General features: G+C 70.4%; 13 protein-coding genes. 9 read left to right on the top strand and 4 right to left on the bottom strand.

All coding sequences use genetic code 11. The annotated features are described in order from the left end of the window. Nucleotides 1-135: 135 nt before the first annotated feature. Complete coding sequence (locus ACWC09_RS42530; protein ID WP_450856435.1) at nucleotides 136-1182, bottom strand: cyclase family protein; 1047 nt, start codon at nucleotides 1180-1182, stop codon at nucleotides 136-138. Nucleotides 1183-1346: 164 nt separating this feature from the next. Here ACWC09_RS42530 and ACWC09_RS42525 point away from each other — a divergent pair, with 164 nt between their 5' ends. Next, a complete protein-coding gene (locus ACWC09_RS42525; RefSeq protein ID WP_450856433.1) occupies nucleotides 1347-1745 on the top strand; it encodes a nuclear transport factor 2 family protein in 399 nt (132 codons plus the stop codon). A 25-nt stretch (nucleotides 1746-1770) separates the two neighbouring features. Further along, nucleotides 1771-2166 (top strand): nuclear transport factor 2 family protein, encoded by a 396-nt coding sequence (locus ACWC09_RS42520; protein ID WP_450856431.1) that lies wholly within the window; start codon nucleotides 1771-1773, stop codon nucleotides 2164-2166. A 65-nt stretch (nucleotides 2167-2231) separates the two neighbouring features. On the opposite strand, the gene ACWC09_RS42515 is transcribed toward ACWC09_RS42520, so the two are convergent. Further along, nucleotides 2232-3878, bottom strand: a complete 1647-nt coding sequence (locus tag ACWC09_RS42515) for a flavin-containing monooxygenase (RefSeq protein ID WP_450856429.1) — start codon at nucleotides 3876-3878, stop codon at nucleotides 2232-2234. A gap of 184 nt (nucleotides 3879-4062) precedes the next feature. Here ACWC09_RS42515 and ACWC09_RS42510 point away from each other — a divergent pair, with 184 nt between their 5' ends. The 6 genes from ACWC09_RS42510 to ACWC09_RS42485 all read left to right on the top strand — a co-directional run bounded on the left by ACWC09_RS42510 (nucleotide 4063) and on the right by ACWC09_RS42485 (nucleotide 9070). Further along, on the top strand, nucleotides 4063-4455 hold the full coding sequence (locus tag ACWC09_RS42510) for a carboxymuconolactone decarboxylase family protein (RefSeq protein WP_450856427.1): 393 nt from the start codon (nucleotides 4063-4065) through the stop codon (nucleotides 4453-4455). Nucleotides 4456-4519: 64 nt separating this feature from the next. Next, on the top strand, nucleotides 4520-5260 hold the full coding sequence (locus ACWC09_RS42505; protein WP_450856425.1) for an SDR family NAD(P)-dependent oxidoreductase: 741 nt from the start codon (nucleotides 4520-4522) through the stop codon (nucleotides 5258-5260). 60 nt (nucleotides 5261-5320) lie between these two features. After that, nucleotides 5321-6517, top strand: coding sequence for an NAD(P)/FAD-dependent oxidoreductase (locus ACWC09_RS42500; RefSeq protein ID WP_450856423.1), 1197 nt, complete (start codon nucleotides 5321-5323; stop codon nucleotides 6515-6517). A 41-nt stretch (nucleotides 6518-6558) separates the two neighbouring features. Then, entirely contained in the window at nucleotides 6559-6753 is a 195-nt protein-coding gene (locus ACWC09_RS42495) for a ferredoxin (RefSeq protein WP_450856422.1), read from the top strand. Nucleotides 6754-6803: 50 nt separating this feature from the next. After that, complete coding sequence (locus tag ACWC09_RS42490; protein ID WP_450856420.1) at nucleotides 6804-8042, top strand: cytochrome P450; 1239 nt, start codon at nucleotides 6804-6806, stop codon at nucleotides 8040-8042. A 95-nt stretch (nucleotides 8043-8137) separates the two neighbouring features. Further along, nucleotides 8138-9070, top strand: a complete 933-nt coding sequence (locus tag ACWC09_RS42485; protein ID WP_450856418.1) for an SDR family NAD(P)-dependent oxidoreductase — start codon at nucleotides 8138-8140, stop codon at nucleotides 9068-9070. A 66-nt stretch (nucleotides 9071-9136) separates the two neighbouring features. Here the strand turns inward: ACWC09_RS42485 and ACWC09_RS42480 are convergent, their stop codons facing one another. Together ACWC09_RS42480 and ACWC09_RS42475 are read right to left on the bottom strand one after the other, a co-directional pair. Then, nucleotides 9137-9637 (bottom strand): GNAT family N-acetyltransferase, encoded by a 501-nt coding sequence (locus ACWC09_RS42480; protein ID WP_450856416.1) that lies wholly within the window; start codon nucleotides 9635-9637, stop codon nucleotides 9137-9139. A gap of 83 nt (nucleotides 9638-9720) precedes the next feature. Then, nucleotides 9721-11178: an MFS transporter gene (locus ACWC09_RS42475; RefSeq protein WP_450856415.1), complete on the bottom strand. Its 1458-nt coding sequence runs from the start codon at nucleotides 11176-11178 to the stop codon at nucleotides 9721-9723. 527 nt (nucleotides 11179-11705) lie between these two features. On the opposite strand from ACWC09_RS42475, the gene ACWC09_RS42470 reads away from it, so the two are divergent. Then, the gene (locus ACWC09_RS42470; protein WP_450856413.1) at nucleotides 11706-13403 is read left to right on the top strand and encodes an LCP family protein; all 1698 of its coding nucleotides are present in this window, start codon (nucleotides 11706-11708) and stop codon (nucleotides 13401-13403) included. Nucleotides 13404-13804 lie beyond the last annotated feature (401 nt).

The following is a 13804-nucleotide window of genomic DNA, read 5'->3' as shown; positions in this document are numbered from 1 at the left end:
ATCACCGTGGACACGAGAGATGGCCCCGGGACCTGGACTGGTCCCGGGGCCATCCCCTTCGTGTCGTCCGGCGCCGCCCCCGGCCCTGTCGGCAGGACTGGCCGTGGGCGGCGGCGGTCGCCGGTCGCCGCCGTGTCAGACGGTCGCGACCGGGGTGAGTGGGCTGCCCTGGGTGCCGGGCAGGTTCAGCGGGGGAGCGGTGAGCAGGAAGCGGCTGCGGTCGTGCTCGCGCAGCCAGGCCGCGAGGTCGTGCAGATACCACAGCTCGCCCATGGGGACGCCGAGCTTGAACAGGCACAGGTGGTGCAGCGGAAGCAGGGTGTGCGGGCCCTGGGCCCGGGTGACGCCCACGCCCTCGATCGCGTAGTTGTCCGAGGCGATCGCGGAGATCTGCGACTCGGCGACCCAGTCGAGCAGCTTCGGGTCGTCGGCGTCGAGGTAGGCCGCGGTCTGGTGGATGGCGACCGGGTCCGGGTTCTTCGCCCAGGACAGGACCTTGGTGGCGAAGCCCGTGTGCAGCAGCAGGATGTCGCCGGGCTCCACCACGACGTTGTCGGCCGCCATGATCTCCTGGAGCTGCGCGAAGCTGACCGGCTGGTAGTCGGTGCCCAGGTGGTGGGCGATGTCGATGAGGACACCACGCCCCTGCACGCCGTGCTGCGCCATGTGCTCCAGGCCCAGATGGCGGGCGAAGCCGATGCTGCCGCTGCCGTCGCCCTTGGCGTCGTCCTGCGGTCCGACGATGTCGGCGTCCGCGCGGTAGCCGTTGTAGTAGATCGCCTCGGCCACCCCGTCGCCGTCGGCGTCGAACTCGGCGCCCTGGTGGGCGAGGGCGTCCCACTGGGTCGAGTACTGCAGCCACAGCGTCACCACGTCGTCCGACCACACGTCGATCAGGTCGGGGTCGAAGTGCTCGCTCGCCTTGATGTTGTAGAAGACGTCCTGCTTGTGCTGGAGGTCCTCGGTGGGCCTCAGGATCGGCGGGTAGCGGCGCTGGTTGAGCGAGGTGCCGCCCGGATAGTCGAGCGGCAGGCTCAGGCTGAAGGTGACCCCGTGCTCGACCTCCCGCACACCCTGCAGGACCTTCTCGGCGGTGAGCAGGTTGATGCGCCCCAGCTCGTCGTCCTCACCGAAGTCGCCCCAGGTCGAACCCGGCGGCCGCTGCTTCCAACGCTTCGTCACGATAAAACGCCTCCTTAGGCGACGGTCCCCGTCGACAGTCGTCCGCATGCTATTTCTAATGTACCGGTCGGTCAACAACTCTGACGACTTAGAATTTTGGCCTTCATATTGGTCGTCAGGATCAATAGACTGACTGGTCGAAACATCTACCACTGGGAGAGGCAATGAGCGAATCCACACAGGCGTGGGTCGCGGCGGGCGTGCGCGCCGTGATCGGGGCGCACACACAGGCCCAGGACGCCGGCCGCACCGACGACGTCGTGGCGCTGTACGCGCCCGACGGTGTCCTGGAACTGCCGGGCATGGACCCCGTCCAGGGGCATGACGCGCTCCGCGAGGCCTTCAAGGGGTGGGCGCCGACGCAGCCGCAGCAGCACCTGGTGGGCAACACCCTGGTCACCTCCACGGGCGACGACGAGGCGACGGCCGTGAGCGACGTCGTCTTCTTCCAGCGCGGTGAGACGGGCTGGGCGCCGCTGGTCGTCGGGCACTACGAGGACACCTTCCGCCGCACCGACGGCACCTGGCTGCTCCAGCGGCGCGTGACGACCTACCAGGCCTGAACCGACCCCCTAGGGAGAAGAAACGATGACCGTGACCGCCGAAGAGGCCCTGGCCGGCGTGCAGAACGCCATCGCCGCCTACACCCACGCCCTGGACGCCGGCCGCACCGAGGCGATCCCCGACCTGTTCACCGAGGACGGCGTCGCCGAGATCGTCGGCCAGGGCACCTTCGAGGGCCGGGAGGCGATCCGCAAGGCCTACGGCGCCTTCGTCCCGCAGGCCCCGCAGCTGCACCTGGTCGGCAACACCATCCTCACCTCGCCGCCCGGCGAGGAGGTGACGGCCAGCAGCAACCTGGTGTTCTTCGCCCGCGGCGAGGAGGGCTGGGCCGCACAGCTCGTCGGCAGCTACGAGGACACGCTGGTGCTCCAGGACGGCGCCTGGAAGTTCCGCAAGCGGGTCACGAGCTTCCTGCCGTAGCCCCGCTGCCCGCACCCGGACGCCCGTGCCGCCTGGTCCACAGGCGGCACGGGCGTCTCGCCCGATCAGGCCTGTACGGGCTGGGCCTTGGCGAACTCGAAGGCGGGGAAGTCGTTCTCGACGGACTCCCGGATCAGCTCCTGGAGCTTGTAGCGCCCGGTCGGGTTGAGGAGCTGCTTGATCGGCTTGCCGGGGATGTTGGCGCCGTAGAAGTAGCTGCTCTTGAGGAAGGACGACTGGCCCTCGTTGTCGTTGACCAGGTCGGTCCACTCCTGCTCCGCGGCGGCCGTGACCGCGACGACGTCATGGCCGTGGTCGCGCGCGTGGACGAGCAGGTCCATGACGTAGTCCACCTGGTCGCCGGAGTAGCGCGGGTTGTTGCCGAGGGCGCCGTGGGGTCCGCCGGGGAAGTAGAAGTTGGGGAAGCCGGCCGTCGTGACGCCGAGGTACGTGGACGGCCCGTCCGCCCAGTACTCCTTGAGTCCGAGGCCCTGTCGGCCCTGCACGCCGAGCCGGTTGAGGGCGCCGGTGCCGAAGTCGTAGCCGGTCGCCCAGATGATGATGTCGAACTCCTGGTGGCCCTCGGAGGTCTCGATCCCGGTCTCGGTGATGCGCACGATCGGCGTCTCGTTGATGTCGACCAGCTCGACGGTCGGCTTGTTGTACGCCTCGTAGTAGCCGGTGCCGAACGGAGGCCGGCGGCCGCCGTAGCCGTGCCCCTTGGGGATCAGCTTCTCGGCCGTCGCCGGGTCCTTGACGATGGAGCGGATCTTGGCGGCGATGAACGCGCAGAACTCCTCGTTGACCGTGGGGTTCGTGGTCATGTCGTAGTAGTGCTCGGAGAGCTTGGTGAAGCCGGGGCTGTTCCACTTCTGCTCGTAGAACTCCTGGCGCTGCTCGGGGGTGTCCTCCAGGCCCGAGCGCATCGTGATCTGGTGCAGGAAGCCGCTGGGCGAGGTGTTCAGGGTGTCCCGGATCGACTCGAAGTTCCCCTTGAGCTCGGCCTGTTCCTCGGCGGTGATCGGCCGGTTGTTGAGCGGGGTCAGCCAGTCGGCCACCTTCTGGTAGACCGTCAACCGGGCGACCTCGTCGGCGATCGCGGGCACGATCTGGACACCGCTGGACCCCGTGCCGATCTGGGCCACGCGCTTGCCGGCGAAGTCCACGGACGTCTTGGGCCAGCGTCCGGTGTGGTGCTGCTCGCCGCGGAAGTCCTCGCGGCCCGGGATGTCGGGGACGAACGGCACGGAGAGGATGCCGGTCGCCGCCACGACATGACGGGCCCGGTGCTCGGTGCCGTCCTCCGTGCGCACGGTCCAGGTCCCCGACGTCTCGTCCCAGACCGCCGAGCTCACCTTCGCGCCGAACTCGATGAGGCGTCGCAGGTCGAATCGGTCGACCACGTAGTTGAAGTACCGCTCGATCTCCGGCTGGCCGGCGAAGTGCTCCGACCACTCCCACTCCTCCCACAGCTCCTTGGAGAACAGATAGCCGTAGGTGTAGCTCTCGGAGTCGAAGCGCGCCTGGGGGTAGCGGTTCCAGTACCAGGTGCCGCCCACACCGCTGCCCGCCTCCAGCAGCCGCGCCGAGAAGCCCTCCTCCTGGGCCCGGTACAGCTGGTAGATGCCGGTGACACCGGCGCCGATGACCAGCACGTCGACAAGGCCGCCGAGGCCCTGGTCCGCCCCGCCGGTCTTGGTGGTTTCGCTCATGTGCTCTCCCGCGTGAGCCTGGATCGATCGATCTGTCGACCGGTCGGTCTAATATTGAGGGTGAGAGTAGAGGAGGCGGTGGATTCCTTCAATGGATGCGAATCTCGCCTGAGAGATTGATTGTACCGACCGTCTGGTCTAACTTTCCGCTCAGGGACGCGAAGCCGCGCAACGGGAGTCAGTCATGAGTGACAAGAGCGTCGAGGAAACCACCGATCTGCGGGCCGCCGGCTGGAAGGCCATGCGGGCCGCCCTGCCCGGCGTGTTTCCCGAGGAAGACGTCGACCTGCGGGACGGCCGCCTCGGCGAGGAGCTCGTCGACATCGGGCTCACCAGTGTCTGGGGCGCCCTGTGGGGGCGCGAGGGGCTCGCCCCGCGCGACCGCAGCCTGGTCACGCTCGGCATCCTCATCGCCCTCGGGGCGGAGACCGAGCTGAAGACCCATGTCCGCATCGCGCTGACGAACGGTCTGACCCAGGAGGAGATCGCCGAGGTCATCTACCACTCCAGCGGTTACACCGGCTTCCCGCGGGCCGTCGGCGCGCGCACCGCCGCCCGCGAGGCGCTGGAGGGCTGACCACGGCCCGGGCCGGGGCCTCGGCCGCCGGCACACCCCACACCACAGCACACGAGGAGCACACATGTCACTGCAGGGAAAGGTCGCGGTCGTCACGGGCGGCGCACGCGGCATCGGACGCGGGATCGCGACCGTGCTCGCGGCCAAGGGAGCCGCCGTGGCGGTCTGGGACCTGAACGCCGAGGGCGCCGAGAAGACGGTGGCCGAGATCCAGGCCGCGGGCGGCAGGGCCGTCGCGGTGGCCGGTGACGCCGCCGACGCCGAAGCCGTGGCCCGCGCCGCGGCCCGCACCCGCGAGGAGTTCGGGCCGGTCTCGATCCTGGTCAACAACGCGGGGACGACCGCCTACGAGCCCTTCACCAGCATCAGCGAGGCCTCCTGGGACCGCATGATCGCGATCAACCTCAAGGGCCCCTTCCTGGTCACCCGGCAGCTGATCCCCGACATGGTCGACGCGGGCTGGGGCCGGATCATCAACATCTCCTCGTCCTCCGCCCAGACCGGCGCCCCGGCCATGGCCCACTACGCCTCCTCCAAGGGCGGCGTCATCGCCCTCACCAGGGCACTGGCGGTCGAGTACATCGAGAAGGGCATCACGGTCAACCACGTCCCGCCGGGCTTCATCGACACCCCGCTGGTGCGCCAGGGCCCCATCGACGTGGAGGCGGCCGCGGCCACGATGCCGATGAAGCGAGCAGGCACGCCCGAGGACGTGGCGCACGCGGTGGCCTACCTCGCCTCGGAGGAGGCGGGCTATGTGACCGGCCAGACGTTCGGCGTCAACGGCGGGCGCTACGTGTACTGACCGGCCCTCTCTTCCGCACCGCACACCGCACACCGCACGAACTCTGCACTGGAGCCACGCATGAGCATCGAGGACGACGCCAAGGCCCCCGCCCACGTCCTGGTGGTGGGCGCCTCCGCGTCCGGACTGACCACCGCGGAGGCCCTGCGCCGCAAGGGCTACGAGGGCCGGATCACGGTGCTCGGCGACGAACCGCACGCCCCCTACGACCGCCCGCCGCTGTCCAAGCAGGTGCTCTCCGGAGCCTGGGAACCGCACCGGGCCGCCCTGCGCACACAGGAGGTGCTGGACGGCCTGGACGCCGGGTTCGTCCTCGGTGACCAGGCCGTCTCCCTGGACACGGCGACCCGCACGGTCCGGACCGAATCCGGGCGCGAGCTGCACGCCGACGCGATCGTGATCGCCACAGGCGTACGACCGCGCACCCTGCCCGGCCAGGAGGGCCTGACCGGCGTACACGTCCTGCGCACCCTCGACGACTCGCTCGCCCTGCGGGGAGACCTGCTCGGCGCCTCCCGCGTCGTGGTCGTAGGCGAGGGCGTCCTCGGCTCCGAGATCGCCGCCACCGCCCGCACCCTCGGCCTGGACGTCACCCTCACCGGCCCGCTGGACGCGCCGATGGCCCTCCAGGTGGGCCCGCTGGTCTCGGGTGCGCTGGGTGAGCTGCACACCGAGCGGGGGGTACGGCTGCGGCTGGGCACCGGCGTCGAGGGGTTCACCTCCGAGGCGGGCCGGGTCACGGGCGTACGGCTGCTCACCGGCGAGGAACTGCCGGCCGACGTCGTGGTCGTCGCGATCGGCGCCGTCCCGGCCACCGAGTGGCTGGCGGACAGCGGCCTCGAACTCGACAACGGGGTGGTGTGCGACTCCCGTTGCCGCGCCGAGGAGGGCATCTACGCCGTGGGCGACGTGGCCCGCTGGCACCACCAGCACCTGGGCCGGCTCCTGCGCCTGGAGAACCGGACCAACGCCACCGAGCAGGCCATGGCGGTCGCCGCCGACATCCTCGGCGCAGACCAGCCGTACGTGCCGGTGCCGTACTTCTGGACGGACCAGTACGACGCCAAGCTCCAGGTGCACGGCTTCCTGCCCGCCGACGCCGAAGTGGACGTCGTGGAAGGCGAGTTGGCGGCCCGGCGGTTCGTCGCCCGGTACCGCAGCGAGGGCCGGGTCACCGGAGTCCTCGGCTGGAACATGCCCAAGCAGACGCGGCTGCGCCGCCAGGAGATCGTCGACGCCCTCGCCGTCGCCCCCTGAACCACCCGCACCCCACCACCGGAACAACCAGGAGAAGAACCATGAAGGTCGTCGTCGACGAAGAGAAGTGCGTGGCCGCGGGACAGTGCGTCGGCGCCGCCATGGACGTGTTCGACCAGCGCGAGGACGACGGCATCGTCGTGCTGCTCGACGAGAACCCGCCGGCCGAACTGGCCGACGACGTCCGCAACGCCGCCGCGGTGTGCCCCGCCCTGGCCATCCGCATCGAGGAATAGCCCCCGAACCTCACCGCTTCCCCCCACCCCCACCACCGGAGGAACAGACCATGGCCGAGGCAGCCACCCGGCACACCGCCGACGAGACGACGTACCACTACCAGGACGACCGGGACGCCAAGTGCCCCTTCGCCCCGCCCCCCGGGCTGCGGGCCCTGAACGAGAAGGGGCCGGTCTCCCGGGCCCGGATCTGGGACGGCAGCACCCCGTGGCTGGTGACCGGGCATGCGGCGCAGCGTGCCATCCTGTCCGATCCGCGGGTGAGTTCGGACGACAAGCGGCCCGGATTCCCCTACCCGAACCAGGCCATGGCGGAGAACGCCCACCACCATCCGCTGACGATCTTCAACGCTGACGGCGCCGACCACACGCGGATCCGCCGCATGATGACGCGCCCCTTCACCCGCCCCCGTATGGAGGCGCTGCGGCCGAAGATCCAGGAGTTCACCGACGAGCTCATCGACAGGATGCTGGCGGGCCCCAAGCCGGCCAACCTGGTGACCGCGCTCTCCCTGCCGCTGCCCTCGCTGATGATCTGCGCGCTGCTCGGAGTGCCGTACGAGGACCACGAGTTCTTCCACGAGCACGCCTCCTTCGCCACCCGCAGCGACAAGACGGCGGAGGACGACCGGCGGGCCAGCGCGGCGCTGGGCGGCTACCTGGCCAAGCTCATCCAGGTGAAGACGGAGAATCCCGGCGAGGACGTGCTCTCCGACTTCGCCGCCCGGGTCAAGGACGGGGACCTCACCCTCCCCGAGGCCACCCTGCTCTCCATGATCCTGCTGATCGCCGGTCACGAGACCAGCGCGACCATGATCACGGTGGGTACCGCGCTGCTGCTGGACAACCCCGAGCAGCTGGCGGCCTTGCGCGAGATCGACGACACCAAGGCCGTCGCGCCCGCGGTGGAGGAGCTGCTGCGGTATCTGACCGTCGCGCAGTTCGGGCAACGGCGCATCGCCGGCGAGGACTTCGAGTTCGAGGGCGCGCAGATCAAGGCCGGCGACGGCATCGTCGTCCCGCTGCCCGCCGGCAACTGGGACCCGGAGGCGTTCCCCGACCCGGAGAAGCTCGACCTCACCCGCAAGGCGACCCACCACCACGCCTTCGGCTGGGGCATCCACCAGTGCCTGGGCCAGCAACTCGCCCGGATCGAGCTGCAGGTCGTCTACGGCACCCTCTACCGGCGCGTTCCTACCCTGCGCCTCGCCGTCGACCGCGACGAGCTCGACTTCCGTCCGGCCGACGCGCTGGCCTTCGGCATCAGCGAGCTGCCGGTGACCTGGTAGCCGGGCGTCCTCCCACCGATCCGCGGGTCCCTTCCGTACGGGCGGGACCCGCGTCGGTATCCGCATCCGCATCCGCAGTACAACAGGAGTCAGGCATGAGTGAGTTGAGCTTCGAAGGACGTGTCGCGGTCGTCACCGGCGCGGGCCGGGGGATCGGCCGGGCCCATGCCCGCCTCCTGGCGGCGCGCGGTGCGAAGGTCGTCGTCAACGACCTGGGCGGCTCGATGGAGGGCGACGGCGCGGACGCCGGCCCCGCCCAGAAGGTCGTCGAGGAGATCGTGGCCGCCGGCGGCGAGGCCGTGGCCGACACCCACGACGTCTCCACATCGGCCGGCGGACAGGCCGTCGTCGACACGGCCGTCGAGCACTTCGGCCGTATCGACGTCCTCGTCAACAACGCCGGGATCATCCGGTGGGCCGGCCTGCCGGAGGTCGATGCCGACAACCTCGAACGCCACCTCGCCGTGCACCTCCTCGGCTCCTTCAACACCCTGCGCGCCGCCTGGCCGCACTTCGTGGAGCAGAACTACGGCCGGGTCGTGCTGACGACGTCGAGCGGTGTGTTCGGGCTGCCCAACAACCTCTCCTACGCGGCCGCCAAGGGCGGCACGATCGGACTCGCCCGCAGCGCCAAGCTGGCGGGCGAGCCGCACGGCATCAAGGTCAACCTGATCGCACCGGCGGCCATGACCCGCATGGGCGGCGGCCCGGAGGAGGAGCCCACTCAGGCGGTGCCCGGACAGCCGTACATGCCGTCGGACGCGGTGGCGCCGATGGTGGCCTACCTGGCCCACGAGAGCTGTCCGGTCAGCGGCGAGATCTACACGGCCGGTGCCGGCCGCTTCGCCCGCCTCTTCATCGCCTCGACCGAGGGATACGTCCATCAGGGCGCCCCGGCCACCGTCGAGGACGTGGCGGGCAACTGGGACGCCATCAACGACGAGAAGGGCTACTACGTGCCCTCCGACCTGATGGCCTGGTCGGGGGCGTTCCTCCAGCACCAGTTCACCCCGATCGCGGACTCGTAGGCGGTCGGAGCGACACGAGGAGAGGGGCCGGGCGGAATGCCCGGTCCCTCGGCGCGTCGCCCCCCCTCACACAGCCCGTTCCATGCACACCAGTTGATCCCGCTCGTCCCATGACTCGGTCACGGTGAACCCGAACCGCTCGTACAGGGCGATGGCCCCGGCACGCCAGCTCCACACCGACAGCCCTACGGTGCCCACGCCGCTCTCCGCGGCATGCGCCAGCGCTGCGGCGAGCAGACCGGACGCGATGCCCCGGCCCCGGAACCCCGGATCGGTCCACAGCCGCTTGATCTCCGACCGTCCGTCGGCGGGAGCGGTCACCACCAGGCAGCCGACGGCGGCGTCCCCGCTCATGGCCACCAGCACGACATCGTCGGCGAACGCGGCGAGCGGGTCCGTGATCTCCGCCCGGTAGCGGTCCGGCAGCGCGTCCACGTCGGTGACCGTCTCGCCCTTCTCGGCCTCTGTCCGCAGGTGGTAGGCCGACAGCAAGGCGGCCAGCCCGGCCTCGGCGGAAGGGGTCCGGCCCGGCCCGCGCAGGATGGAGTACTCGCGCTGATCAGTCATGACGCCAGCATCACATGACAGAAAGCGCGGGTCCGATGCGAGGAAGTCCCGCATCGGACCCGCTCCGAGGACGGACCGTGCCGTCAGGCCGCCTGACCGACCTCGACCTCGTCGAGGCGCCGGCTCCTGGGGATGAGGACGACGAGCAGTGCGCCCAGGGCGCAGCAACCGACCACCAGCCAGAGGCCGTTGGTGAAGCCGGCGTCGAGGTAGAACTGGGTGCCCTTGAGGATCGCGCCGTGCTGGGCCATCACGACGAAGGCCAGCTGGGAGACGACGATCTGGGCGACGCCCTGGCCGAGGGTCTGGGCCCCGTTGGCCAGCGCCTGCTCCTCGGGGGTGACCACCTCAATGATCATGATGGGTACGACGGCGACGACCATGCCCGTGCCCAGCCCCGCGATCAGGCCCATCTCGACGATCTGCGCGGCGCTGTGGTGCAGGTGCGTGCCGATGCCGTAGCCGAGGACCGTGAGTGCCGAGCCGGTGCCCAGCAGGATGCGGGCGTCCACCCGGCGGGCGAGCCAGCCGGTGCCGACGGCCGCGATGATGATCATGGCGCTGATCGGGCTGGTCACGATGGCGTTGTGGGTACCGGACCAGCCCAGACCGCCGGAGACGGTCGGGATGTTCGGCATCAGCACCAGCAGCTGGATCACGACGCCGACGGCGCTGAGCGAGCCGGCCGCCACGGACGTGGCCAGCAGGACGGTCCACACCGGCCGCCGCCGGGTCATGGTCGGCGGGAACAGGGGCTCGGCGACCCGGCGTTCGACCAGCACGAAGGCGAGCAGTGCCACCACCGCGCCGACGACGTACGAGACGAATCTGCCGCTGCTCCAGCCCCAGTGGGAGCCCTGGCCGACCGCGTAGACGGCCGCGGTGACACCGCCGCCGAGGAGGAGGCCGCCGATCCAGTCCATCCGGCCGCTCCCCTCGCGGACCGGGCTCTCGGGCACGAAGGCGGCCACCAGTACGAAACTCGCGGCGGTGCTGATGGCCATGAACCACAGCACACCGCGGAAGCCGTGGTGGTCCAGGAGCCAGCCGGACAGGAACGGCCCGCCGAAGGCGACCAGGCCGACGCCGCCGGCGAGGATGCCGCTGGCCAGTCCGACCCAGCGGCGGGGGAACACATCGCGGGTGATCGCGTAGGCGAGGGGCGCGGTGGCCGCGTAGATGCCCGCGATGCCCCGCCCGATCAGCAGGGTGCGGTAGTCGGTGGCGAGGGCGGCGACCAGGTCGCCGACGAAGCCGAGCGCGGTGGCGACGAGCAGGACCTTCTTCTTGCCGAAAAGGGCCGCGGCCTTGACCGCGAACGGCAGGAAGAAGGTGCCGGTCAGCAGGGTCATCAGGGTGAACCACGCGATCTCGGTGGTCCGGAAGTGGATCGCCACGTCGGCCTGCGCGATGCCGGACAACGCGGCCACCAGGGCGACGAGTTGGACGGTCCACAGCAAGGCGACGACGACGAGGACATTGCGGGTGGTGGAGGGGGCTTCCTTGTGGGCAGGGGGAGCGGCGGTGCGGGTCTGGGACATCGTGGGCCTTCCCGTTGGAGCGGCTGCCGGAAAATTAGACCTAACGGTCGGTACAATGAGCGAGGTGCGCAGGAAAGCAGATCCCCGGCCCATGGCCCGGATCAGGTCCCGCTCAGCGGAATGCCCAGGTGGCGGCTCTCGCCGTGGCACCCGTGGCCCGACGAGGCGCTCGGATGCCGCTCTTCGTGCTGGTCGATGTGCTGATCGGCGTGGAACGCGCGTGTCCCTGTCCCTGGAGGGGGTGCGGGACCTGGGGGAGCGGGAGGCGTCGGTCGCCCCGCCGGACACGGAGGGTCGTCGCCCGGTTCTGGAGCGTACAGCCGCCGCCGGCCCGGCTCCGGACGATCTCGGGTGTGAGCTCGAACCCGCAGGCGGGGATGTGACGGCGCACACCGGCAGGCTCAGCAACGGTTGCTATATTGCGCAATCATCCAACCCGTGGGGTGCGCCCTGACGTGCGGGGCGGTCGTCCGCCGCCCGGCTCTCGCGCCGGCGGTTGGCGTCGGCCAGAGCGTAGGGAGTGGGAGTTGAGCGACCCCTGGGGCGAAGCCCGCGGCCGTGCCGCCACACGTAATCGCTCAACCGGTGTTCCGCGTCAACGCGAGGCCGACGACGCACCGCCCGGCCCGGCGTACGAAGGCCGGGCCGCCGCCCGGCGGGCCGCGCAGTCCCGGGGACGTCGGGCGGGCCGCCGCGCGAAGCCCCTGGCCCGGCGCAAGCGCCTTGTCCGCATAGCCCTGTTCACGGCGTCGGGAATGATCCTGGTCACCGCGGGGGCCGGGGCATGGCTGTACGAGCACCTCAACGGCAACATCAAGAGCGTCGCGATCGACGACGGAGCGGGCGGCAAGGAGAAGGCGGACGCCTTCGGGCGGACCCCGATCAACATCCTCGTCATCGGCTCGGACGGCCGGAACAACAAGGCCGACTGCAAGCTGGGCGGCGGCTGCGGCTCGGCGAGTTCGACCGTCGGGCACAACGCGGACGTGGAGATGGTGGTGCACGTCTCCGCCGACCGCTCCAACGCCACCGTCATGAGCATCCCCCGCGACACCATGACCAACGTGCCCGCCTGCAAGGACCCCGACAGCTCCCAGTCGACGGCCGGCTACTACGGTCAGATCAACAGCGCGCTCCAGTACGGCCCGGCGTGCCAGGTGAAGACCATCCACCAGCTCACCGGCATCGCCATCGACCACTTCGTGATGCTCGACTTCTCCGGCGTGGTGAAGATGTCCGACGCGGTGGGCGGCGTCTCGGTCTGCGTCAGCGACAACGTCTACGACACCTACTCGCACCTGAAGCTGTCCAAGGGCACCCACACCCTCAAGGGCGAGGCGGCGCTGGAGTTCGTCCGCTCCCGGCATGGTTTCGGCGATGGCAGCGACCTCGGCCGTACCGTCTCCCAGCATCTCTTCCTGTCCGCGATGATCCGCAAGTTCAAGAGCGCGGGCACCCTGGCCAACCCGGCCAAGGTCTACTCCCTCGCCGACGCGGCCACCAAGGCACTGACCGTGGACACCGGCCTGGGCACAGTCCGCAAGCTGGTGGACCTGGCGACCGACCTGAACAAGGTCCCGTCCAAGCGCATGACCTTCACCACCATGCAGACCGGCGCCGACCCGACCAACGCCAACCGGGTCGTGCCCGCGGCCGCCGCGAAGGCGCTCTTCGCGGCCATCGCCAACGACCAGTCCCTGAGCGGCGGCAGCAAGAAGAAAGCATCCGCCTCGCCCTCCGCGTCCGGGGCGGCCACGGTGCCGGCCTCCGAGGTCACCGTCCAGGTCGAGAACGGCACCACCATCAGCGGACGCGCCTCGGTGATCGCCAACGCGCTCATGGCCAAGGGCTTCGGCTCCGGCACCACGACGGGCAACGCCCCCGAACAGTCGTCGAAGACGACGATCACCTACGGCCCCGGTCAGAAGGCCCAGGCCCAGACGCTCGCCAACGCCCTCGGCCTGCCCACCTCGCACCTCACCCAGGGCGCCGCGGACGGCGTGGTCCTGGTCATCGGCGGCGACTGGACCAGCGGCACGACCTACAGCTCCTCCGCCCCCGCCGACACCCACGCGGCCGTCTCCAACGCCCACGCCCAGACCGCCGACAAGGCCAAGACCTGCGCCAAGGTCAGCCCCTACAAGACCGTGGAGATCAACGGCGTACCGATGACCCCCGCCCAGGCCTACGCGGCGGCGACCAACAAGAAGGACTCCGCGTCATAGGAGGCATCCGGAACGCGCCGCCTCGGGACAAGGACTGTCAACGGTCGCGCTGCCGACCGCGTTCCTGATCGCCGCAGGACTGCGCCGGACGTCGGACTGCGCGGACTTCACCGGCTGCCGGGCTGCGTCGGCCGCAAGTCTGTGTCGGGACGGCGTCGGCAACTGGCCTGCGTCGTCTGCCGGACACGTCGGCCCCAGGTCTCGTCGGCCGTCGGAGCGCGTCGGCCGCGAGACCGACCAGGGGGTGTCCGGCGGATCAGGTCGGCCGTGCGGCACGGCACCTCCTGGCCAAGCCGAGCGGGGCCCTGGGGGTCCCCCCGCTCGAGCGAAGCCGAGAGTGGGGGAGCGTGCAGCTGCAAGGCGGAGGAGGGCGGCGATGCGGAGCATCGGCAACCGACGAC

Source organism: Streptomyces sp. NPDC001617, assembly GCF_053596855.1.
Note: the sequence above shows the minus strand (reverse complement) of the source record. Positions and strands in the feature narration are given on the sequence as shown.